Annotated in this window: 18 protein-coding genes; 7 read left to right on the forward strand and 11 right to left on the reverse strand. The window is 73.5% G+C overall.

Annotation, left to right across the window (positions count from 1 at the left end):
- From ACFO3Q_RS06005 to xerD, 5 genes are all read right to left on the reverse strand, one after another.
- A partial coding sequence (locus ACFO3Q_RS06005) for an ESPR domain-containing protein (RefSeq protein ID WP_465251328.1) occupies nt 1-1,669 on the reverse strand: 1,669 nt, incomplete at its 3' end.
- 303 nt (nt 1,670-1,972) lie between these two features.
- Complete coding sequence (locus ACFO3Q_RS06010; RefSeq protein ID WP_377003733.1) at nt 1,973-2,977, reverse strand: AraC family transcriptional regulator; 1,005 nt, start codon at nt 2,975-2,977, stop codon at nt 1,973-1,975.
- A gap of 411 nt (nt 2,978-3,388) precedes the next feature.
- Nucleotides 3,389-7,249 carry a phosphoribosylformylglycinamidine synthase gene (gene purL / locus ACFO3Q_RS06015; RefSeq protein ID WP_377003734.1) on the reverse strand — a complete coding sequence of 1,287 codons (3,861 nt, stop codon included), beginning with the start codon at nt 7,247-7,249 and terminating at the stop codon, nt 3,389-3,391.
- A 79-nt stretch (nt 7,250-7,328) separates the two neighbouring features.
- On the reverse strand, nt 7,329-8,147 hold the full coding sequence (locus ACFO3Q_RS06020; RefSeq protein ID WP_377003735.1) for a DsbC family protein: 819 nt from the start codon (nt 8,145-8,147) through the stop codon (nt 7,329-7,331).
- Between the two features lie 105 nt (nt 8,148-8,252).
- The gene (gene xerD / locus ACFO3Q_RS06025) at nt 8,253-9,236 is read right to left on the reverse strand and encodes a site-specific tyrosine recombinase XerD (RefSeq protein WP_377003736.1); all 984 of its coding nucleotides are present in this window, start codon (nt 9,234-9,236) and stop codon (nt 8,253-8,255) included.
- Between the two features lie 47 nt (nt 9,237-9,283).
- Here xerD and ACFO3Q_RS06030 point away from each other — a divergent pair, with 47 nt between their 5' ends.
- From ACFO3Q_RS06030 to rarD, 7 genes are all read left to right on the forward strand, one after another.
- A complete protein-coding gene (locus ACFO3Q_RS06030) occupies nt 9,284-9,760 on the forward strand; it encodes an RDD family protein (RefSeq protein ID WP_377003737.1) in 477 nt (158 codons plus the stop codon).
- Between the two features lie 209 nt (nt 9,761-9,969).
- Nucleotides 9,970-11,211, forward strand: coding sequence for an efflux RND transporter periplasmic adaptor subunit (locus ACFO3Q_RS06035; protein WP_377003738.1), 1,242 nt, complete (start codon nt 9,970-9,972; stop codon nt 11,209-11,211).
- 47 nt (nt 11,212-11,258) lie between these two features.
- Nucleotides 11,259-11,957 (forward strand): ABC transporter ATP-binding protein, encoded by a 699-nt coding sequence (locus ACFO3Q_RS06040; protein ID WP_377003739.1) that lies wholly within the window; start codon nt 11,259-11,261, stop codon nt 11,955-11,957.
- A 31-nt stretch (nt 11,958-11,988) separates the two neighbouring features.
- Complete coding sequence (locus tag ACFO3Q_RS06045; RefSeq protein WP_377003740.1) at nt 11,989-13,140, forward strand: ABC transporter permease; 1,152 nt, start codon at nt 11,989-11,991, stop codon at nt 13,138-13,140.
- Nucleotides 13,141-13,158: 18 nt separating this feature from the next.
- Nucleotides 13,159-14,337, forward strand: coding sequence for an ABC transporter permease (locus ACFO3Q_RS06050; protein ID WP_377003741.1), 1,179 nt, complete (start codon nt 13,159-13,161; stop codon nt 14,335-14,337).
- Between the two features lies 1 nt (nt 14,338).
- Nucleotides 14,339-14,659, forward strand: coding sequence for a hypothetical protein (locus tag ACFO3Q_RS06055; protein ID WP_377003742.1), 321 nt, complete (start codon nt 14,339-14,341; stop codon nt 14,657-14,659).
- 82 nt (nt 14,660-14,741) lie between these two features.
- Complete coding sequence (gene rarD / locus ACFO3Q_RS06060; protein ID WP_377003743.1) at nt 14,742-15,704, forward strand: EamA family transporter RarD; 963 nt, start codon at nt 14,742-14,744, stop codon at nt 15,702-15,704.
- Nucleotides 15,705-15,740: 36 nt separating this feature from the next.
- Here rarD and yedA read toward each other — a convergent pair whose 3' ends face one another.
- The 6 genes from yedA to grxD form a co-directional block, all read right to left on the reverse strand.
- On the reverse strand, nt 15,741-16,622 hold the full coding sequence (yedA, locus tag ACFO3Q_RS06065; RefSeq protein WP_377003744.1) for a drug/metabolite exporter YedA: 882 nt from the start codon (nt 16,620-16,622) through the stop codon (nt 15,741-15,743).
- A 136-nt stretch (nt 16,623-16,758) separates the two neighbouring features.
- On the reverse strand, nt 16,759-18,924 hold the full coding sequence (locus tag ACFO3Q_RS06070) for a carboxy terminal-processing peptidase (protein ID WP_377003745.1): 2,166 nt from the start codon (nt 18,922-18,924) through the stop codon (nt 16,759-16,761).
- 127 nt (nt 18,925-19,051) lie between these two features.
- The gene (gene lipA / locus ACFO3Q_RS06075; RefSeq protein WP_377003746.1) at nt 19,052-20,074 is read right to left on the reverse strand and encodes a lipoyl synthase; all 1,023 of its coding nucleotides are present in this window, start codon (nt 20,072-20,074) and stop codon (nt 19,052-19,054) included.
- Nucleotides 20,075-20,079: 5 nt separating this feature from the next.
- A complete protein-coding gene (gene lipB, locus ACFO3Q_RS06080) occupies nt 20,080-20,808 on the reverse strand; it encodes a lipoyl(octanoyl) transferase LipB (RefSeq protein WP_377003747.1) in 729 nt (242 codons plus the stop codon).
- Nucleotides 20,796-21,074 (reverse strand): DUF493 family protein, encoded by a 279-nt coding sequence (locus ACFO3Q_RS06085; RefSeq protein WP_377003748.1) that lies wholly within the window; start codon nt 21,072-21,074, stop codon nt 20,796-20,798. Before ACFO3Q_RS06085 ends, lipB begins: the two co-directional genes overlap by 13 nt.
- A 45-nt stretch (nt 21,075-21,119) precedes the next feature.
- Nucleotides 21,120-22,046: a Grx4 family monothiol glutaredoxin gene (gene grxD, locus ACFO3Q_RS06090; RefSeq protein ID WP_377003749.1), complete on the reverse strand. Its 927-nt coding sequence runs from the start codon at nt 22,044-22,046 to the stop codon at nt 21,120-21,122.
- Nucleotides 22,047-22,086 lie beyond the last annotated feature (40 nt).

The following is a 22,086-nucleotide window of genomic DNA, read 5'->3' on the forward strand; positions in this document are numbered from 1 at the left end:
TCTGCAGGATGAAGCCCGGCAGACCGATCAGCAGGTCGCCGTAGTCCGCGATGCCGCCCACTGCCAACCCGTAGGCGCCGCTCGCCTCCGAGCCGTAGCCCACCGCCGTCGCGAACGTCCCCGTCGCCGCGCTGAAGCTGCCCAGCGCGCTCGATCCGTCGGTCGCCGCCGTGCTGCTGTAGCCCAGCGCCGTCGCCTGCGTGCCCTCGGCCACGGCGTTCGCGCCGGTCGCCGTGCTGAACGCGCCCAGCGCCTGCGCGCCCGCGCCCACCGCGCTCGCGCCCACCGCGTCCGCCGTGGTGTAGCTGTCCAGCAGCACCTCGCCCGTCGTCTCGTCCTCGACGTACAGGTGCCCGCCCACCGCCGTCGCGCTGTCCTCCNTGCCCGTCGCCGCGGCGTTGTAGCCCGAGGCCGTGCTCGCGTCGCCGGTGGCGAAGGCGTTCACGCCGGTCGCCGTCGCGCCCGCGCCTTCCGCGAAGGCGTACGCGCCGGTCGCGGTGCTGTCGTCGCCCACCGCCTCGCTCGCTGCACCGGTCGCCGTCGCGTTCTCGCCGTGGGCGCTCGACCTCGCACCCGTCGCCGTCGCGTTGTCCGCCACGGCGCTGGCGTTGAAGCCGGTCGCCGTGCTGTGCTCGCCCAGCGCGAAAGCGCCGCTGCCCAGCGCCGTCGCGCCCTGCGCCAGCGCCAGGGCGTTGGCGCCGACGGCGGTCGAGCCGTCGCCCTCGGCGGAGGCGCCCGCACCCGCGGCGACGGCATCCTCGCCGTCGGCGGACGCCTCGCCCTCGCCCGTCGCGGTGAAGTGGCGCGCGGTCCGCTCCGCGATCTCGCCGACGGCGTTGAGCTGGGCGAGGTTCACCGCGTCGGTGTCCTCGGTGCCCGCGGCCACGTTGACGATCTGGCGCTCCGCGCCCGCCGCGCCCACCGACACCGTGTCCGCGCGGTCGGCGACCGAGCCGTGCCCGAGCGCGACGCCGCCGGCGGCCTCGACGCTGCTGCCGTGGCCGACGGCGGTGCCGCGGACGGCCGACACCGTCGCGCCGTTGCCGATGCCCACCGACTGGTTCGCGGTCACCGCGCTGTTGGTGCCGAGGGCGATCGCCGCGTTGCCCGAGGCCTCGCTCGCACGCCCGATGGCGATGGCGCCCGTGCCGGCGGCCACGCTGCCCGAGCCGACCGCGGTGCTGTTGTTGCCGTCGGCGCTGGCGAAGACGCCGAAGGCGACCCCGTTGTTGCCGAACACGCTCGCGCCGCGTCCCACCGCGGTGGCCGCCGAGGCCATCGCGGCGCTGCCGGCGCCGATGGCGGTCGCGTTGGTCTCCGTCGCCGACGCGCTGCGGCCCACGGCCGTGCTGTTGCCGCCGGTCGCGCGTGCGGCGCTGCCGTAGGCCGTGGCGCCGGCCGCCCCGGCCACCGCGCCCGTGCCGCAGGCGGTGCTGTTGTCGCCGGTCGCGCTGCCCACCGGGTTGCCGTCCGCGTCGTGGCAGACGACCTGCGCGGACGCCGGCGCCACCATGCCCGCGCCGGCGCCGAGCAGTACCGCCAGCGCCACGCCCGCCGCACTGCCCGCGCGCCGCGCGCCTGCGCCCTTGCCCGCGCTGCGCGCCAGCTCCGAGGCCACCACGATCGTGCCGAGCGACGCGTTCCAAACCTTGCTGTAGATCCTGTTCATCGGTGGTGTACCCCTTCGAAGTTCGTCGTTGCGCGGGCCGCCGTGGCTGCCGAGCTGCACGGTGTTGTTGGAGGCGGGATCGACTTGCGTGGCTGCCACGCCCACGCCGCGTCGGGCGTGCGGATGCGTGCGGCTGGTGACGGGCAACGTTGCATCGCCGTCAGAAAGCGGCGGTAGTCGCCGCGTGCCGGAATCCTTGTCAGCGCGAGCCAGACCGGACGGCGCGCGCGAAGGCCGCGCGCGGCGACGCGCCCGGCTCCGTGGGGCGGGGCCGGACGCGTGGATGGCGGGGGCGTCGGGAGGTCAGGCGGCCGTCGCGCCGCCTCCGGCGATCTCGCTCGGGCTCACCCCGAAGCGGCGCTTGAACAGCTTGCTGAAGGCCGGCAGGTCGGCGAAGCCGTGGGCGTAGGCGATGGCGCCGATGCGCACCTCGCGACCGCCGCCGCCGCGCTCGAGATCGCTGCGGCACTGCTGCAGGCGGACCTCGCGCAGATAGCCGGCGACCGTGAGCTGCTCCTTGCCGAAGATGCGATAGAGCTGGCGCCGCGAGCAGCCGACGGCGGCGGCCACGTCGTCCGGGTTCAGCTCGTGCGAGCGGTGGTGCCGCTCGATGTAGCGCTTGGCGGCGACCAGCAGGGCGTCGTGCGCCTCCTCGGGCGCTGCGTCCTCCCTGCGCAGGAAGCGGCGCAGCAGGAACAGGGCGAGCGCGCTCGCGTTCTGCAGGACCGAGGCGCAGTCCTCGGCGTCCATGCCCGTGCCGTGGCTGGCGAGCATGCGCATCTGGGTGGTGAGGAAGGGCGCGATGCCGCTGTTGGGCAGCATGCAGATCGGCGCGCCGCCCTTGAGCGGGTCGCTGCCGACCGCCTCGACCACGGCGCGACGCGGCAGCTTGAGGCAGAGGTCGTGGTGGGCGCTCCAGGTCGCGCGAGACACGGCGCCGGGATCGAGCAGGTAGAGCGAGCCCGCGCTCACGCAGTCGATGCCGGCGTCGGCGCGACGCTCGATCCGGGCCTGGCCTGCCGACATCAGGATCAGGCGCAGCTCGTCGCCGGCGTCGGCGGTGCGCGCCACGCGGCATTCGCCGCAGGACATGTCGACGAAGGACGCCTCGTCCCCCATCCAGTGGCGGAAGCGCGCCTGGAACCCGTTGCCCGGGTCGCGGCCCCGCAGGAGTTCCCAGTTGAAGTGCGCCCGGACGTGCTCGTGCCAGAACTCGTAGCGCTCGCGCCAGGGAACCGTGTCGGTCGACAACTCGGTGAAGACGCGTCGCTGCGCGCTGCGCGCTGCCGGAATCGCTTGTTCGATCACTACCCCACCCGTCCCGCTGGGGCCCGTCCGTCCTCCTTGACGGGCGAGCCATGACTGGATGGCTTCCCGCCTCGGGAAGCCGCCACGACCCTTCCGGATGCATCGGGCGTCCGCAGCACGCGCGGGAGCGACCCGATGAAGCGTGACCCGGTTCACCGAACCTGAGTCCTGGATGAATAACTACTCCAAAAAATTGACGCCTACAACAGCCGCAGTACGGTTCTGCGTGAAATCTGCGTCAATATGTGACGTTGCGCGTCACGCAAGCCGCTGACGCCGCTGGAAATTTGACGCTCGTCATCCGCCTGAAAAAGTTCCATGGCAGGCGCGCCCGTGCCGCGCCCCGGGAGGGGCGCGGCATCGTGGCGGTCGTGGAGAGGGGCCTTCGGGCGGCGCGTCCGCCCGGTGCGGTCAGCCGACCCAGCGCCTCGCGTTCCGGAACAGGCGCATCCAGGGCGAGTCCTCGCCCCAGTGGGCGGGATGCCAGCTGACCTGGACGCTGCGGAAGACCCGCTCCGGGTGGGGCATGAGCAGGGTGACCCTGCCGTCGGCGCTGGTCAGGCCGGCGATGCCCTCCGGCGAGCCGTTGGGATTGGCCGGGTACTGCGTCGCCGGCGCCCCCTGTCCGTCGACGAAGCGGAAGGCGACGTGCGCCCGCGCCGCGTCGGCGGGATCGGCGAAGGCGGCGCGGCCTTCCCCGTGCGCGACCGCCACCGGAATCCTGCTGCCGGCCATGCCCTGCAGCAGGACGGAGGGCGAATCCACCACCTCCAGCAGCGCCACGCGCGCCTCGTACTGCTCGCTGCGATTGCGCAGGAAGCGCGGCCAGGCCTCGGCGCCGGGGATGAGGTCCTTGAGCTGGCTGAGCATCTGGCAGCCGTTGCAGGCCCCCAGGCCGAAGGTGTCGCCGCGCTCGAAGAAGCGCGCGAACTGCTCGCGCAGCGCCGGGCGCTCGAGGATCGACAGCGCCCAGCCGCGCCCGGCGCCGAGCACGTCGCCGTAGGAGAAGCCGCCGCAGGCCGCGAGGCCGGTGAAGCCGTCGAGCCGGTGCCGGCCCTCGACGAGGTCGGTCATGTGCACGTCGACGGCCTCGAAGCCGGCGCGGGTGAAGGCCATGGCCATCTCGACCTGGCCGTTGATGCCCTGCTCGCGCAGGATCGCGACCCGCGGCCGGGCCCCGGCGTTGACGAAGGGCGCCGCGACGTCCTCGGCCGGATCGAAGGTCTCGACCGGCACCAGGCCCGGCGCCTCGAAGTCCAGGTGGGCCGCACGCTCCTCGTCGGCGCACTCGGGGTTGTCGCGCAGCCGCTGCATGGCGTGGCTGACCGACCACCAGGCCGAGAACGCCTCCTGCCAGGTCCACTCGACCACCGTGCGTTCGCCGTCCACCACGCGGATGCGCGGCGTGCGGGTGACGCGGCCGATGCGCTGCGCGCAGTGGGTCAGGTCGTAGCGGTTCACCAGGTCGGCGAACTCCGCCCGGTCCTCGCAGGCCACCTCGACCACCGCGCCCAGTTCCTCGGTGAACAGGGTGCGCACCGGGTCGTCGCCCCAGCTCCCGAGGTTCAGTTCGAGGCCGCGGTGCGAGGCGAAGGCCATCTCGCAGAGGGTGGCGAAGGCGCCGCCGTCGCTGCGGTCGTGGTAGGCCAGCAGCAGGTCCTGCGCGCGCGCGGCCTGGATCAGCTCGAACAGGTCGCGCAGCAGGCGCGGGTCGTCGAGGTCGGGCGACGGGCCGCCGAAGCAGCCGTAGCACTGCGCGACGATGGAGCCGCCCAGACGCCGCTGGCCCGCGCCGAGGCCGATCAGCCAGAGCTCGGTCCCGCCCTCGTGCTCGGCCTGGGACAGCAGCGGCGTCAGCGTGCGCCGCGCGTCCTCGACCCTGGCGAACGCGGAGACCACGAGCGACACCGGCGCGACCGAGGCCTGCTCGCCGTCCTCCGCCTGCCAGCGCGCCTGCATGGACAGCGAGTCCTTGCCGACGGGAATGCTCACCCCCAGCGCCGGGCACAGCTCCATGCCCACCGCCTGCACCGCCTCGAACAGGCGCGCGTCCTCGCCCGGCGTGCCGGCGGCGGCCATCCAGTTCGCGGAGAGCTTGACGTCGCCCAGGGACGCGACCGGCGCCGCGGCGAGGTTGGTCAGCGCCTCGCCGACCGCCATGCGCGCCGACGCCGCCGCATCCAGCAGCGCCAGGGGCGTGCGCTCGCCGATGGCCATGGCCTCGCCGGCATGGCCGTGGAAGTCGGCCAGGGTCACGGCGCAGTCGGCCACCGGGAGCTGCCAGGGCCCGACCATCTGGTCGCGCGCGTTGAGGCCGCCGACGGTGCGGTCGCCGATGGTGACCAGGAAGCTCTTCGAGGCGACGGTCGGATGCGCGAGCACGCGCAGGCCGGCCTCGTGCAGGTCGATGGCGGCGGTGTCGAGCACCGGCCAGCGCTCGGACGGCGTGCGCACCGCGTCGCGGTGCATCTTCGGCGGCTTGCCGAAGATCACGTCCATGGGAATGTCGATGGCGCGCGCGCCGCCGGGGCCGTCCTCCAGCACGAGGCGCTCCTCGGCGGTGGCGCGGCCGACCACGGCGAAGATGCAGCGCTCGCGGCGGCACAGCGCCTCGAAGGCCTCCAGCCGGTCCGCGGCCACGCCGAGCGCGTAGCGCTCCTGCGACTCGTTGCACCACAGCTGCATCGGCGACAGCGAGGGATCGTCGCTGGGGATGCGCCGCAGGTCGATCACGCCGCCGACCGCGGAGTCGTGCAGCAGCTCGGGAATGGCGTTGGACAGACCGCCGGCGCCGACGTCGTGCGCGGCGACGATGGGGTTGGCCTCGCCCATGGCCGCGCAGCGGTCGATGACCTCCTGGCAGCGCCGCTGCATCTCGGGGTTGTCGCGCTGCACCGAGGCGAAGTCCAGCGCCTCGGAGCTCTGGCCCGAGGCGACCGAACTCGCCGCGCCGCCGCCGAGGCCGATCAGCATCGCCGGCCCGCCCAGCACGACCACGGCGTCGCCCGGCGACAGCCGCAGCTTGGCGACCTGGCCGCGGTCGATGGCGCCCACGCCGCCGGCCAGCATGATCGGCTTGTCGTAGCCGCGCGTGGTGCCCGGGGTCGAGGTCGCCAGCTCGAAGCTGCGGAAATAGCCGGCCAGCGCCGGACGCCCGAACTCGTTGTTGAAGGCGGCCGCGCCGATCGGGCCGTCGAGCATGATCTCGAGCGCCGAGGCAGTGCGCGGGTTGAGGCTGCGCGGCCGTTCCCAGGGCTGCGGCAGGGTCGGGATGCGCAGGTGCGAGACCGAGAAGCCGGTGAGCCCGGCCTTGGGCTTGCCGCCGCGGCCGGTCGCGCCCTCGTCGCGGATCTCGCCGCCGGCACCGGTGGCCGCGCCGGGGAAGGGCGAGATCGCAGTGGGATGGTTGTGCGTCTCGACCTTGATCGCGAAGGCCGAGGGCTGCGGGTCCTCGGCGCGGTAGACGCCGTCGTCGCCGGGGCGGAAGCGGCGGGCCGTGTGCCCCTCGATCACCGCCGCGTTGTCGGCGTAGGCGGTGAGCGTGCCCTGCGGCGCCCTGGCGTGGGTGTTGCGGATCATCGCGAACAGGGAGCGCGGCTGCGCCGCGCCGTCGATGGTCCAGCTCGCGTTGAAGATCTTGTGCCGGCAGTGCTCGGAATTGGCCTGCGCGAACATCATCAGCTCGGCGTCGGACGGCGCGCGTCCGAGCGCGGCGTAGCGCTCGCGCAGGTAGGCGATCTCGTCCTCGGACAGCGCCAGGCCCAGGCGCGCGTTGGCCTCGTCCAGCGCGGCCAGCGGCACGAACTCGGTCTCGCCCTTGGCGGGGGTGGCGAACAGCGCCAGCGCGCCGTCGAGGTCGGGCAGCAGCGACTGCGTCATCGGGTCGTGCAGCGCGCGCAGCACGGCCTCGGCCTGCGCGCCGTCGAGCGCGTCGAGGCCGCTCAGGTCCAGGCGCAGGCCGCGCTCGACGCGGCGCACGCGCAGCCCGGCGCCGGCGAGGATGTCGGTGGCCTTGCTCGCCCAGGGCGACACCGTGCCCAGCCGCGGCACCACGAAGACGGTGCGGCCGCCCGCGGAGGGCGCGGACTCGAAGCCGGCGTCGAGGATGCGCGCGAGCGCCGCGCGGTCGATCTCCGCGCCGTTGCCGGCGTCGACGAAGTAGACGTGGTGGCCGTCGAGGATGCGGACCGCGGGCGCGATGCGGTCGAGACGGGCGTGGAGGCGGGCGATCTGGTGCGGCGAAAGGGCCGAGGGCCCCTCGAGGACGAGCATGTCCGGGACGTCTGTGCTGCGGGAGGTCGCCTATTGTAGCCGGCGCCGCCCCGGCCCTGCCCGGGGCGGCCCCACGGGCTCAGCCGGCGGAATCGCGCGACGCGGCCAGCGCGTCCAGGCGCTGGCGCATCTGCACGGGCGGGATGTAGCCGCCGATCTGGCGGCCGTCCTCGTTGAAGATGGCGGGCGTGCCCTCGACGCCGATGCGCTGCCCCGCGGCGAAGTCGTCCGCCACCGGGTTCTCGCAGGTGCGCTCGGGCACCGGCCGGCCAGCCTTGGCGGCAGTCATCGCCGCGCGGCGGTCGTCCGCGCACCACACCGACACCGCCTCGCGGTAGGCCTCGCCGTCGAGGCCGGAGCGCGGGAAGAACAGGTACTCCACCGCGATGCCCTGCGCGTTGTAGGCCTCGATCTCGCGATGGAGCTGGCGGCAGTAGCCGCACTCGATGTCGGTGAACACCGTCACCGTGTGCACCGGGTTCTCCGGCGCGAACACGATGCGCCGGTCGCGGTCCATGCCCGAGAGCACCTCGCGCCGCACCACGGCCTTGCTCGCCTCGGTGAGGTCGCGGCGCGCCTCGACGTCGAGCACGCTGCCCTGGATCAGGTACTTGCCGTCGTTCGAGACGTAGAGCAGCTGCCCGGCGATCATGACCTCCTGGAAGCCCGGCAGGGCGGCGTCGGCCACGCTGTCGACCGGCACCTGGGGCACCAGGCCCTCGACCACGGTACGCGCGCGCGCCGCGGCGTCGGCATCGCCGCCGGTCCGCGCCTGCGTCGTCCGGGCGGCGGCCGCGGGAGCATCGGCGGACGCCGGCTGCGGGCTGCGGTCTCCCTCGGCGGCACAGGCGGCGAGACTGAACACGCCGACCAGCGCGGCGACTACGGGACGACTCATGCGATGACCTCGTCGGAACAGGGAGGGAGCGGCCGCGCGCGGCCGCCTGGGGTCCATTCTACGGAAAGCGCCGGACCCGGCCCGCGCGCCGATCGGAGCGCGCGTTCAGCCACGGGGATGATGGGCCGCATGCAGGCGCTGGAGGCGGCCGCGGGCCACGTCGGTATAGATCTGGGTGGTGGACAGGCTGGCATGGCCGAGCAGCATCTGCAGGGCGCGCAGGTCGGCACCGTGGTTGAGCAGGTGGGTGGCGAAGCTGTGCCGCAGGCCGTGCGGGGTGACGCGCCTCGGATCGATGCCGGCGGCCGCGGCGCGACGCTTGACCAGCGTCCAGAAGCGCTGGCGGGTCAGGGCCCGGCCGCGTTCGTCCAGGAACAGGGCGAGCGCGGTCCCGCGCCGCGCCCGGGCGGCCTCGGCGAACAGCGGCCGCGCCTCGGTCAGGTAGCGTTGCAGCCAGTCCTGGGCGACCTCGCCGAGCGGCAGCAGGCGTTCCTTGCTGCCCTTGCCGGTCACCCGCAGCGTCCCCTGGCGCAGGTTCTGCGCACCGAACGGCAGGTCGACCAGCTCGCTCACGCGCAGGCCGGTGCCGTACATCAGCTCGAGCATGGCGCGGTCGCGCAGCCCGGCCGCGTCCGCGCCGTCGGCGGCCTGCAGCAGGGCCGCGACCTCGGATTCGGAGAGCGCCTTGGGCAGCGGCCTGCCCAGCCGCGGCTGCGCCAGGGCCGCGACCGGGTCCTGCGCCACTGCGCCGCGACGCACCTGCCAGGCATAGAAGGCCCGCAGGCTCGCAAGCAGCCGTGCGTCGCTGCGGGCGCTGTAGCCCAGCCGGCTGCGGGCGGCGAAGTGCGCGGACAGGTCCTCGCCGGACAGCCCCGACAGGCCGGGACAGGCGCGGGCGACGCCGACGAGGTCGCGGCGGTAGCTCGCCAGCGTGTGCCGCGCGAGCCCCAGTTCGGCCCAGGCGGCCTCGAGGAAGGCGTCGATCTGCGCGACGTCCTCGGGACGCGCCGGCGGCAGCGCCTGCGTGCGCAGGCGGCGGGCGGCGGCATCCGGCAGGGGCGCGGCCTGCGCTTCTCGGGCGTCGGACATGCGCCGCACTCTAAGTCGTCCGCGGTGCCAGCCGCTATCCTTGCCGGATGTCCGAAGAACAGCCCGTCGCCGCCAGCGCCCGTCCCGCCAACCTCCTGCTGCGGGTGCTCGCCCTGGTCTACGACCTCATGCCCGTGTTCGCCCTGTGGATGGTGGTCAGCCTGCTGGTGTACGCGCTGCACGGCGCCCGGCCGGTCGAGTCCGGCAGCCTCGGCGGCTGGCTCGAACTGCTGCTGATCGTGGCGGTCACCGGCCTCTACGCGGTCGAGTCCTGGCGCCGCGGCGGCCAGACCCTCGGCATGCGCGCCTGGCGCCTGCGGGTGGTCGACGCGACCGGCCGCACCGCCAGCCGCCGCGCGCTGTGGCTGCGCTTCGGGGTGAGCGTGGTCTCGCTCGCCGCCGTCGGGCTGGGCTTCCTGTGGTCGCTGATCGACCGGGAACGGCGCACCTGGCACGACATCGCGAGCGCCACGCTGATGGTGCGCCTGCCTGCCCCGCCGAAGCGGCGCGCCGCCGGGAAGTGAATGGGAGGAACGGGGAACGAGGCGTCGGCCGCCCTGGACGGCCCCTCGTTTCCCACGCATCCCACTCGCCCCCTCGCCCACGGTGACAGCCGTCATCCACCGCCGGTGACGTGCGCCCCTGGCGTGCGACGCTGCCGACCGGCACCTTTCGTGGGGCCATGAGCCGCGGCGATACTGCCGGCTCGACCAGGGGAACCGAGCCGAATCCGATGAGCGCATCGCCCGACCTGCTGAAGGAACTGCGCATCGAGCGACGTGCGCCCGCACCCGTCCCGCCGTCGCCGCGGCGCTGGCCGTGGCTGCTCGGCGCCGCCGTCGTCGTGCTGGCGGCGCTGTGGCTGGCGTTCGGGCGCGAGGCGCCCGTCACGGTGCGCACCGCCCAGGCCCAGGCGGTCTCGGCGCCGGGCGCGGCCGGCGGCGCGTCGGTCCTGGACGCGACCGGCTACGTCACCGCACGGCGCCAGGCGACGGTCTCGGCCAAGATCACCGGCAAGGTGGAGGACGTGCTGATCGAGGAAGGCCAGTACGTCGAGGAAGGCCAGATCCTCGCGCGCCTCGAACCCATCGATGCCGAGGCCCAGCAGGCGCTGGCGCGCGCCCAGCTCGCCTCGGCGCGCACCCAGGTGGACCAGGCCCGCGCCCAGCTCGCGCTGGCCGAGAAGACCCTGGTGCGCAGCCGCGACCTCGCCGGCCGCGGGCTGGTGGCGCAGGCGCAGCTCGACCAGGCCGAGGCCGAACGCGACGCGCTGGCGGCGCAGCTCGCCGCGGCCGAGCGCAACGTCGAGGTCGCGCAGGAATCCATGCGCGTGGCCGAGATCGGCGTCGAGAACACGGTGGTGCGCGCGCCCTTCTCCGGCGTGATCACGGTGAAGGCGGCGCAGCCCGGCGAGATCGTGTCGCCGATGTCGGCCGGCGGCGGCTTCACCCGGACCGGCATCGGCACGGTCGTGGACATGGACTCGCTCGAGGTGCAGGTGGACGTGGGCGAAGCCTTCATCGGCCGCGTGCAGCCGGAGCAGCGCGTCGCCGCCACGCTCAACGCCTACCCCGACTGGCGCATCCCGGGCTCGGTCATCGCCATCGTCCCGACCGCCGACCGCAGCAAGGCGACGGTGAAGGTGCGCATCCGCCTGGACGAGCGCGACGCGCGCATCGTGCCGGACATGGGCGTGCGCGTGTCCTTCCTGGAAGCCGAGCCCGCGGACGGCGCGGCCGAGGTGCCGCGCGGCGTGCGCGTGCCCGGCAACGCCATCGTCGGCCGCGACGGCCGCGAACTGGTCTACGTGGTGCGCGACGAGCGCGTCGCCGAGCGCGCGGTGCAGGCCGAGCCCGCCCGCGGCGGGCAGCGGGTGGTGACCTCCGGCCTGGCCATCGGGGAGCGCGTGGTCGTCGCGCCGCCGCAGGAACTGAGCGACGGCGCGCGCGTGCGCGAGGACGCGGGCGACAACTGAAACAAGCGATGCCGCGGCACCGCGGCGCTTCCATGGAGAGCACGACGATGTCCGACGTACTGGTGGAAATCCGCGGCCTGACCAAGGTCTACACCCGCGGCAAGCAGACGGTCGAGGTGCTGCACGGCATCGACCTGGACATCCCCGAGGGCGACTTCGTGGCGCTGATGGGCCCCTCTGGCTCGGGCAAGACCACGCTGCTCAACCTGATCGGCGGGCTCGACTCGCCGACCTCGGGCAGCCTCGCCATCGGCGGCCAGGCGATCGAGCGCTTCAACGACAAGGCGCTCGCGCGCTGGCGCGCCGAGCACGTCGGCTTCGTGTTCCAGTTCTACAACCTGCTGCCGGTGCTGTCGGCGCAGAAGAACGTCGAACTGCCCCTGCTGCTCAAGGACATGCCGGCCGCCGAGCGCACCCGCCGCGCCCGGATCGCGCTGGAACTGGTGGGGCTGGGCGAGCGCGGCAGCCACAAGCCGAAGGAACTCTCCGGCGGCCAGGAGCAACGCGTCGCCATCGCGCGCGCCCTGGTGTCCGATCCGACCCTCCTGGTCTGCGACGAACCCACCGGCGACCTCGACCGCGCCACGGCCGACGAGATCCTGACCCTGCTGCAGCGGCTCAACGCCGAGCACGGCAAGACCATCGTCATGGTCACGCACGATCCCAAGGCCGCCGAGTACGCGCGGCGCACCGTCCACCTGGACAAGGGCGTGCTGGTCGACGCCGCCAGCGCCCCCGCGCATTGACGACGCCCTCCGGCGCACGAGGAGCCTCGCGATGAAATACCTGCACCTGGTGTGGGCAAACCTGTTCCGCAGGAAGGTCCGCACGATCCTCACCCTGCTCTCGGTGGCCGTGGCCTTCCTGCTGTTCGGGCTGCTGCAGACCGTCAACCAGGCCTTCGCGGGCGCCGCCGACGCGGCGGCGGCCGACCGCCTGGTCACCTCCTCGCGCTACTCGCTGACCGAGCTGCTGCCGGTCAGCTACGAGCAGCGCATCCGCCAGGTGCCCGGCGTGCGCAACGTGGCGCACGCGACCTGGTTCGGCGGCGCCTACCGGGACACCCAGGCGGCCTTCGCGATCTTCCCGGTGGAGCCGGAGGCCTACCTGGACGTGGTCCCGGAGATCCGGCTCCCGCCCGAGCACATGGAGGCCTGGCGGCAGACCCGCACCGGCGCGGTGGTCGGGCAGTCGCTGGTCGACCGCCACGGCTGGAAGATCGGCGACCGCATCCCGGTGCAGGCCGACATCTGGCCGCTGCGCGACGGGTCCATGGCGTGGGAGTTCGACCTCGTCGGCGTGTACACCGACCCGGAGAACCCGGCCAACGAGAACTCCCTGATGTTCCGCTACGACTACTTCGACGAGGCGCGCCAGTTCGGCCAGGGCCGGGTCGGCTGGTTCTCGGTGGCGGTCGAGGACCCGGGGCAGGCGGACGCGGTCGCGCAGAGCATCGACGCGCTGTTCGCCAACTCCGAGTCCGAGACCAAGACCCAGACCGAGCGCGCCTTCACCCAGGGCTTCGTCAAGCAGTTCGGCGACATCGGCCTGATCGTGACCTCGATCCTCGGCGCGGTGTTCTTCACCCTGGTGGTGCTGACCGGCAACACGCTGGCGCAGGCGCTGCGCGAGCGCATTCCGGAGCTCGGCATCCTCAAGACCCTCGGCTTCCGCAACGAGGCGGTGCTGGGCTTCGTGCTCGCCGAATCGCTGCTCATGCTCCTGGTCGGCGGCCTCGTCGGCCTCGGCATCGCATGGCTGGCGCTGGAGGGGCTGAAGACCAGCATGAGCCAGTTCGGCATCACCGGCATGCAGCCGGCGGTGGTCCTGCAGGCGCTGGCGCTGATGGTGGGCGTCGGACTGCTGGTGGGCCTGATCCCGGCGCTGCAGGCCATGCGCCTGAAGATCGTCGACGCCCTCAACGCCTGATCGCACCGGAGCACCCACATGGCCCTGATCAAGCAGATCGTCGAAATCACCACCATGAACCTGCGCAACGTGCCGCAGCGCTGGGGCACCTCGATGGTGATCGTGGTGGGCATCGCCGGCGTCGTCGGCGTGCTGGTCTCCATCCTCGCGATGGGCGAGGGCTTCCGCGCCACGCTCGCCGGCACCGGCGGCGAGGACCGCGCCATCGTGCTGCGCGAGGGCGCCACCACGGAGCTCACCAGCGGCCTGTCGCGCGAGGCCGCCGACCTGGTCGCGGCCGCGCCGGGCATCGCCCGCGGCGCCGACGGCCGGCCGCTGGCCTCGCCGGAGCTGGGCGTGGTCGCGGACCTGGCGAAGGGCGGCACCGTGGCCAACGCGTCGATGCGGGGCGTCACGCCGGCGGCGTTCGCGGTGCGGCCGGAGGTCCGCATCGTCGAGGGGCGCATGTTCGAGTCCGGGCCGCGCGAGCTGATCGTGGGGCGCGGCGCGGCGGCGCAGTTCGACGACCTCGGCGTCGGCCGCCGCATCGCCTTCCGCGACAGCGACTGGACCGTCGTGGGCGTGTTCGAGGCAGGCGGCGGCGCCCACGAGTCCGAGCTGTGGGGCGATGCCGACACGGTGCAGTCGGCGTTCCGCCGCAACGGCTACTCGTCGATGACCGTGGTGCTGGAGACGCCCGGCGACACGGGCCCGCTCACCGAGGCCATCGCCGCCGACCCGCGGCTCACGCTCAAGGTGGAGACGCTCGCCGACTTCTACCGCAAGCAGTCGCAGGCGCTCACGACGCTGATCAACGTGGTCGGCTACTTCGTCGCGATCATCATGGCGATCGGCGCGGTGTTCGGTGCGCTGAACACCATGTACGCGGCGATCGGCACGCGCCAGCGCGAGATCGCGACCCTGCGCGCCATCGGCTTCGGCGGCCTGCCGGTGGTGGTCTCGGTCATGGTCGAGGCGATCGCGCTCGCCCTGCTGGGCGGCGTGCTGGGCGGGCTCGCGGCCTGGGCGATCTTCAACGGCTACACCGTGTCCACGCTCGGCGCGGGCTTCTCCCAGGTGGCCTTCGACTTCCGGGTCACCGGCAGCCTGCTCGCGCACGGCCTGCTGTGGGCGCTCCTCATCGGCCTGGTCGGCGGCCTCGTGCCCGCGCTGCGCGCGGCGCGCCTGCCGGTGACGACGGCCCTGCGCACGAGCTGACGTGCGCGCGCACCGGCCGCCCGCGGACGACACGCTGCGCCGCCTGTCCTCGCGCGCGCTCGCCGAGCGCTACCGCGCGCTGCACGCCGAGGCCCACCGGCTGTTCGCGGCGGCGGCGGAGATCGACGACGACGCGCGGCGCCAGCGTGCGCTCGCGCGGGCGGAGCGCGAGGCCGCGCCGCTGGTGGCTGAGGGCGCCGCGATCCAGCACGAGCGCGCGCGCCGGGCCCGGCGCTTCGCCGCCTGGATGCGCGGCTGCGCCCTCGCCGTCGCGCTCGCCGGCAGCGGCCTGGTGGCCTGGCTGGCGATGGGCCAGGGCTGATCCGCAACGCAGAAGTCCGCAAAGGGGGCAGGCGGGAGCGGCAGCAGGAGGCGTACCATTCCGGTCTTTCGCCGGACCGCCCGTGAGCTCTTCCTCCGCCCCCCTCGACCGCCGCGGCCTCGCCATCACCGCGGGCGCGTTCGTGATCTGGGGCCTGGTGCCCCTGTTCTGGGCGCTGCTCCAGCACGTCCCGCCCATGCAGATCCTCGGCCACCGGATGCTGTGGGGCGGCGTGCTGGTGATCGGCTGGCTGCTGCTGACCGGCGGCACCGCGTGGCTGCGCAACGTGTGGCGGCGGCCGCGGCTGGCGCTGATGCTCGCCGCGAGCGGGCTGTGCATCTCGGTGAACTGGGGCCTGTTCATCTGGGCCGTCACCAACGGCCACGTGGTGGAGACCAGCCTCGGCTACTTCATCAATCCGCTGATGAACGTCGTCATCGGCGTGCTCCTGCTGGGCGAGCGGCTGTCGCGGCCGCAGTGGCTCGCGGTCGGCGTCGCCGCCGCGGGGGTGGCGTGGTTGACCGTCGGCTACGGCGCGCTGCCGTGGATCGCGCTGACGCTGGCCTGCTCCTTCGCCCTCTACGGCCTGCTGCGCAAGCTGGCCGAGGTCGAGGCGGTGCAGGGGCTGGGCGTGGAGAGCCTCTACCTGTTCCTGCCGGCGCTGGCCCTGGTGCTCTGGGGCGAGGCCACCGGCAGCGGGCACTTCGTGGACGGCTGGGGCTGGCGCACCGACCTGCTGCTGGTGCTCGGCGGCGCGCTGACCGCCCTGCCCCTGATCGGCTTCGCCTACGGCGTACGCCGCATTCCCCTGGCCGTGGTCGGCCTGCTGCAGTACATCGCGCCGACGCTGTCGCTGGCCTGCGGCGTGTTCGTCTTCGGCGAGCCCTTCGGCATCGACCGCGCGATCGGCTTCGGCGCGATCTGGACGGCGCTGGCGATCTTCGCCGCCGACGGCCTGCACCGCAGCCGCCGCCGTGCCGCCGAGGAGGTCGCGAGCATGCCCGCGGAAGCGGCGCCGCTCTGCGACGAGGCGCCGCGGCGCTGACGGGGAACGGGAAGGCGCGCTGCCGCCCCCTGTGCCTCAGCCGCGCGCCCTGCCCCGCGCCAGGCTGATCGCCACGACGCCGGCGAGGATCACCGCCATCGCCGCGAGGTCGTGCATGCCGAAGCGCTCGCCGGCGAAGGCGGCGCCCAGCGCCACGGCGATCACCGGATTGACGTAGGCGTAGCTGCCCGCCAGCGCCGGGCGCACGTTGTGCAGCAGCCAGATGTAGGCGCTGAAGGCGAGGATCGACCCGAAGGCGGCGAGGTAGACCAGGGCCGCGGTCGCCTTCAGCGGCGGCACGCCGACGATGCGCTCGCCGAGGGCGAGCGCCAGCACCAGCAGGACCGCGCCGCCCGCCAGCATCTGGCCCGCCGCGGCCATGAAGGGCTGCGGCAGGTCGCGCCCGCGGCTCCAGACCGAGCCGAAGGCCCAGGCGATGGGCGCGATCAGCAGGGCGATCATCCCGCGCGGCGTGGCCGCGAGGCTGCTGCCGGCGTTGAGCCAGAGCACGCCGAGGAAGCCGATCGCCAGGCCGAACCACTCGCCGCGGCTCGGGCGCATGCCGCGCATCGCCGAGAACAGGCCGATCCACAGCGGCACCGAGGCCACCGCGACCGCGGCCAGACCGGAGGAGACGTCCTGCTCGGCCACGCACACCAGGCCGTTGCCCAGCAGCAGCAGGCAGATGCCCATGACCAGCAGGGTCCGCCACTGCGCGCGGGTCGGCGCCGGCACGCCGCGCAGCCGCAGCACCGCGAACAGCACGGCGCCCGCAGCGAGGAAGCGCAGGCCCGCCATCAGCAGCGGCGGATAGCCGTCGAGGGCGAACAGGATGCCGAGGTAGGTCGAGCCCCAGACGACGTAGACCGCCGCCAGCGCGAGCGCGACGAACAGGCCACGCGGCGCGGTCGCGTTCATGCGCGGCGCCCTGCGGCGGAGGGGACGGGACGGAGGACGGTCTCGATGGCGGCGGCTCCAAACGCACCGCGGGCGCCCGAGGGCGCCCGCGTCGACAGGATCCGATTGTAGTGGAAGCCGCTGCCGGGTGGCGGCCTCAGCGGTCCGCGCCGCCCGCCCACACCGTGCTGGTGCGGCCCGGGCGCAGGACGCGCGCCGCGAGCCGACCCTCGTCGGCCGCCAGCAGGTCCACCGCATCGACCAGGATCGCCGCCGACTCGCGCAGCAGCGGGTCGGGTCGGTCCTCGGCCGCCTTCTGGCGGGCGACGTCCTGCACCACGTTGCGCTCGTCGGCCTGCAGGCCGTCGTCGTCGAAGGCGCCCTCGTCCAGCGCCAGGCCCGCCGCCCGACGCTCGGCCTGCCGCTGTTCGCGCTGGGCCTCGTCGCGGGCGCGGTCGGCGCGGCGCTCGGCCTCGTTGAGCGACACGGTCTTCCTGGCGCGCTCGGCGCGGAACTTGGCGACGTCCTCGCTGAACCAGCGGAACTCCAGGTCCTCGGCCGCACGGGCGCGGTGGCGCGCGTCGAGCTCCGGCAACAGCGCGCTGAAATCGCCCAGCCGCTGGTAGGGCACCGCCTGGATCTCGGTGTAGGGCAGCGCGTTGTCGTAGGTGCTCTCGCCGTACTCGCTGGCGTCCAGCGTCACCGGGAAGCTGATGTCCGGCACCACGCCGCGGTGCTGGGTGCTGCCGCCGCTGATGCGGAAGAACTCCTGCACCGTGACCTTGAGCTGGCCGAAGCGCTGGTTCTCGTTGCGCGCGAAGCGGTCGAGGTCCACCAGGGTCTGCACGGTGCCCTTGCCGAAGGTCTGCTCGCCGATGACCAGACCGCGGCCGTAGTCCTGGATGGCGGCGGCAAAGATCTCGGAGGCCGAGGCCGAGGCGCGGTTGACCAGCACGGCGAGCGGGCCTTCCCAGGCCACAGCGCCGCTGCTGTCGCCGTGCACGGCGGTGCGCTTGGAGGCGTCGCGCACCTGCACCACGGGCCCCTGCTCGATGAACAGGCCGGTCAGCTCGATGGCCTCGTTGAGCGAGCCGCCGCCGTTGCTGCGCAGGTCCATGACCACGCCGTCCACGCCGTCGGCCTTGAACTGCTCGAGGATGCGCGCGACGTCGCGGGTCGCCGAGGCGTAGTCGGCGGCGTTGGTGCGGCGCCCCTCGAAGTCGAGGTAGAAGGTGGGTAGCTCGATCACGCCGATCCGGCGGTCCTCGATCTCGAGCACCTTGCTCTTGGCGGCCTGCTCCTCCATGCGCACGCGGTCGCGGGTGATGACCACCTGGCGCGGTGGCGCATCGACGCCGGCGTCGGCCGGCAGGTACTCGATGCGCACGTCGGTGCCCTTGCGCCCCCGGATGAGCTGCACGACCTCGTCGATGCGCCAGCCGACCACGTCGGTCATCGCGCCGTTGCGGCCCTGGCCGACTGCGGCGATGCGGTCGCCGACCTGCAGCTGGCCGGACCGCCCCGCGGGGCCGCCGGGGACGATCTCGCGGATCACCACGTACTCCTCCTGGCGCTGCAGGACGGCGCCGATGCCCTCGAGGGACAGCGACATCGCCTGCATGAAGTTGTCCGCGGCGCGCGGATTGAGGTACGAGGTGTGCGGGTCGAGCGCGCCGGCGTAGGCGTTCATGAATACCTGGAAGGCGTCGTCCGAGCGCAGCTCGCGCACGCGCCGCTCCAGGTTGGCGTAGCGCTTGTCGAGCGTGGTGCGGATCTGCTCGTCGTCGCGGCCGGCGAGTTTCAGGCGCAGCCAGTCGTTCTTGACCGACTTGGTCCAGAGCGCGTCGAGCTCGGCGGTGTCGGCGGCCCAGGGCGCCTCTTCGCGGCCGTAGCGCCACTCGTCGTCCTGGGTGAAGTCGAAGCCCGCGTCGAGCAGGCCGCGCGCGAACGCGACGCGCTCGCCGACGCGCTGCACGTAGACGTTGAAGATGTCGTAGGCCGGCTCCAGCCCCGCGCCCTTGATGGCCTCGGCCAGCTTGCCGGCGTAGCCCTCGAAGCGCGCGATGTCGCTGGCGACGAAGAACAGCTTCTCCCGGTCCAGCGCCTCGATGTAGCGGCGCAGGATGTCCTCCTCCAGCGCGGCGTCGAGCTGGCGCGGCGCGTAGGCATAGCGGCTGTCCGAGAGCAGGCCGTAGACCATGCGCGCGGTGACCGCCTGGTTGGCCTCGGGCGCGAGGGTGGCGGCGGGCTCGGTGCGCGCGGCGATGAGCGCGGGCGTCAGCGCGAGCAGGAGGACGGCGAAGCGTTTCAGGGACAGCGACATGGACGACCCTCTTGCGGCACGGCGCCCCGTCGGCGCCGCGCGTACGTGTTCGGACTGTAGCCTAGACCCCGCGGCCGCGTGATCGTTCCGTGCCGCCCGCGCACGCTGCGTTGCGGGCGTGCGCGGATCAGGCGACCTCGACGAAGCCCGCCTCCGCGGCCATGCGGTCGGCGTGGTACGAGGAGCGCACCATCGGCCCCGAGGCCACGTGCGTGAAGCCCATCTCGTAACCCAGCGTCTCCAGCGCCTTGAACTCGTCCGGCGTCCAGTAGCGGAGCACCGGATGGTGATGCGGGGTCGGCTGCAGGTACTGGCCGATGGTCACCATGTCCACGTCGTGGTCGCGCAGGTCCCGGAGGGTCTCCACCACCTGGTCCCAGGTCTCGCCCAGGCCCAGCATGATGCCGGACTTGGTCGGGACGCCCGGATGTTGCGCACGGAAGCGTTTGAGCAGGGTGAGCGACCACTGGTAGTCGGCGCCCGGACGCACGTCGCGATAGAGCGCCTTCGCGGTCTCGAGGTTGTGGTTGAACACGTCCGGCGGGTTGGTCGCCAGGATCTCGAGGGCGCGGTCCATGCGGCCCTTGCCGCGGAAGTCGGGGGTGAGGATCTCGATCCGGGTCGCCGGCGACAGCGCGCGCACCTGGGCGATGCAGTCGACGAAGTGCTGTGCGCCGCCGTCGCGCAGGTCGTCGCGGTCCACCGAGGTGATCACCACGTAGCGCAGGCGCATGTCGGCGATGGTGCGCGCCAGGTTCGCCGGCTCGGCGGGGTCCGGCGGCTTGGGCCGGCCGTGGGCGACGTCGCAGAACGAGCAGCGGCGCGTGCAGACCTCGCCGAGGATCATGAAGGTCGCGGTGCCGTGGCTGAAGCACTCGTGGATGTTCGGGCAGCTCGCCTCCTCGCACACGGTCACCAGGCGGTTCTCGCGCAGCTTGGACTTGAGGTTGGCCACGGCGTTGCCCGCAGGGATGCGCACGCGGATCCAGCTCGGCTTGCGCAGGGTCGGCGCGTCGGCGGCGAACTTCACCGGGCTGCGCGCGATCTTGTCCTCGCCGAGCAGCTTGCGGCCGGCTTCCAGCGGCGACGGCGCGGCGGGGTCGATCACCTGCAGGGCGATCGTCTTGGCGGCAGGCGTGGTTTCGCTCATGGGACCTAGGCTACGTGCGCGGGGCGCGGGCCGGATGCATCCGCGCCGGCGGGCGCCAGGAGTTCGGGAAGGCCGTCGACCGGCTGCGGCCGGAAGCCGAGCTGGCGGCCGAGCGCGGCCACCAGTGCCGCGGCGACCTCGTCGTGGCGGGACGGGCCGCCCAAGTCTACCAGCGAGGTGACCTGCAGGCCGGCGTAGCCGCAGGGGTTGATGCGGTGGTAGGGCGCCAGGTCCATGGCGACGTTGAAGGCGAGCCCGTGGAAGCTGCAGCCGCGCTTCACGCGCAGGCCGAGGGCCATGATCTTGGCGTCGCCCACGTACACGCCCGGCGCGCCCTCGCGGCGCGCGGCGGCGATGTCCCAGCCGGCGAGGACGTCGATGACGGCCTGCTCGATCCTGTGCACCAGCTCGCGCACCCCGAGGCCGAGCCGGCGCAGGTCCAGCAGCGGGTAGGCCACGAGCTGGCCGGGACCGTGGTAGGTGACCTGCCCGCCGCGGTCGACCTTGACCACGGGGATGTCGCCCGCGGCCAGCACGTGCTCCGGACGGCCCGCCTGGCCGAGCGTGAAGACCGGATCGTGCTCGACCAGCCACAGCTCGTCCGGCGTGCCGGCGTCGCGGGTCTCCGTGAAGCGCTGCATCGCCCGCCAGACCGGCTCGTACGGGCTGCGGCCGAGATCGCGCACCCGGCAGGCCGGGGCCTCGCGGGCGACGCGCGGCGTCAGAGCGTCCACTTCACCTCGGGACGGGCGCGCAGCGCGCCGTGGGCGGCGTCGTAGTCGGCGCGCGACTGCGCCTCGAACGCCACCGTCACCGAAACGTAGTTGCCCTTGGCCGAGGCCTTGATGCGCAGCGTCTCGTGGTGGACGGTCAGGCCGAGCGTCTCCAGCACCTCGGGCACCAGCGCGTGCAGGGCGTCGCTGGACGCGCCCATCGCGCTGAGCTCGAAGCGCCCCGGGAACTGGAAGCCGTGCTCGGGATTGTCGGAGTGGATCGTCATGGCGGGGATATGGCGACGCGGCGGCGGGCTTGCAACCCGACCGGCTCAGTAGCGGGGCACGCTCGGGTCGATCTCGGCCGACCAGGCCTCGATGCCGCCCTCGACGTTGTACACGTCGCGGAAGCCCAGCCCGCGGAAGTGCTCGGCGGCCTGCCGGCTGGCGTTGCCGTGGTGGCACAGGAAGGCCAGCGGCGTGGCCTTGTCCAGCGCGGCAAGGCGGTCGTGGCTGTCGGCGTCCAGCACCTCGGCCCCGGCGAAGGGCGCGAAGTCGCGGTCCTCCGGCGGGCGCACGTCGATCACGGTGACGTCGCCGGCGTCCAGGCGCGCCTTCAGCTCGGCCACCGACAGCGGCTTCACCGGGCCCGGCGCGTTGGGGTTGTGGATGGACAGGCCGGCGCCGCGCACGCCCTCGGTCCAGCCGATCTGCAGGCCGTTGGCGCGGGGGGCGCTGGCGAGGTCGAAGTGCACGCGGATGCCGTTGGACTCGGCGACCACCTCGTGGCCGGTCGCCTCGCCGAGGCGCAGGTCGGCGTTGAAGCGCGGGCCGATCGACAGGTGCAGCACCTGGCCCGGGTCGGCATCGGCCAGCGCCGTCCGGATCGCCTCGGCGGCCTCGTCCGAGATGGTGATGGCGGGCGGCGTGCGGTCGGGCTCGGGGAGGCCGAGCGCGGCGTGCAGCTCGCCGGTGTTGAGCATGTGCTCGATGATGTCGCTGCCGCCGACCAGCTCGCCGCCGATGTAGAGCTGCGGGATGGTCGGCCAGTTGCCGTAGACCTTGATGCCCTCGCGGATCTCGGCGTCGGCGAGCACGTTGACGTGGGCGTAGTCCACGCCCAGGCCGCCGAGGATGCCGCAGGCCTTGGCCGAGAAGCCGCACTGCGGCACCTGCGGCGAGCCCTTCATGAACAGGACGACGCGGTTGTCGGCGAGGAGGCTGTCGATGCGCGCGCGCACGGCGGGATCGAGGGACATGGCGGGACGACCTTGGGAGACGGCCGGGTATTCTAGCGCC

The organism is Coralloluteibacterium thermophilum (genome assembly GCF_042654365.1).
In the GTDB taxonomy this organism is placed as follows: domain Bacteria; phylum Pseudomonadota; class Gammaproteobacteria; order Xanthomonadales; family Xanthomonadaceae; genus Coralloluteibacterium; species Coralloluteibacterium thermophilum.

What these genes read in the sequence shown, in the direction of transcription:
- purL (WP_377003734.1), bottom strand. Translation starts at nt 7,249, where the DNA reads ATGCTCGTCCTCGAGGGGCCCTCGGCCCTTTCGCCGCACCAGATCGCC.
- ACFO3Q_RS06020 (WP_377003735.1), bottom strand. Translation starts at nt 8,147, where the DNA reads ATGAGTCGTCCCGTAGTCGCCGCGCTGGTCGGCGTGTTCAGTCTCGCC.
- xerD (WP_377003736.1), bottom strand. Translation starts at nt 9,236, where the DNA reads ATGTCCGACGCCCGAGAAGCGCAGGCCGCGCCCCTGCCGGATGCCGCC.
- ACFO3Q_RS06030 (WP_377003737.1), top strand. Translation starts at nt 9,284, where the DNA reads ATGTCCGAAGAACAGCCCGTCGCCGCCAGCGCCCGTCCCGCCAACCTC.
- ACFO3Q_RS06035 (WP_377003738.1), top strand. Translation starts at nt 9,970, where the DNA reads ATGAGCGCATCGCCCGACCTGCTGAAGGAACTGCGCATCGAGCGACGT.
- ACFO3Q_RS06040 (WP_377003739.1), top strand. Translation starts at nt 11,259, where the DNA reads ATGTCCGACGTACTGGTGGAAATCCGCGGCCTGACCAAGGTCTACACC.
- ACFO3Q_RS06045 (WP_377003740.1), top strand. Translation starts at nt 11,989, where the DNA reads ATGAAATACCTGCACCTGGTGTGGGCAAACCTGTTCCGCAGGAAGGTC.
- ACFO3Q_RS06050 (WP_377003741.1), top strand. Translation starts at nt 13,159, where the DNA reads ATGGCCCTGATCAAGCAGATCGTCGAAATCACCACCATGAACCTGCGC.
- yedA (WP_377003744.1), bottom strand. Translation starts at nt 16,622, where the DNA reads ATGAACGCGACCGCGCCGCGTGGCCTGTTCGTCGCGCTCGCGCTGGCG.
- ACFO3Q_RS06070 (WP_377003745.1), bottom strand. Translation starts at nt 18,924, where the DNA reads ATGTCGCTGTCCCTGAAACGCTTCGCCGTCCTCCTGCTCGCGCTGACG.
- lipA (WP_377003746.1), bottom strand. Translation starts at nt 20,074, where the DNA reads ATGAGCGAAACCACGCCTGCCGCCAAGACGATCGCCCTGCAGGTGATC.
- ACFO3Q_RS06085 (WP_377003748.1), bottom strand. Translation starts at nt 21,074, where the DNA reads ATGACGATCCACTCCGACAATCCCGAGCACGGCTTCCAGTTCCCGGGG.
- grxD (WP_377003749.1), bottom strand. Translation starts at nt 22,046, where the DNA reads ATGTCCCTCGATCCCGCCGTGCGCGCGCGCATCGACAGCCTCCTCGCC.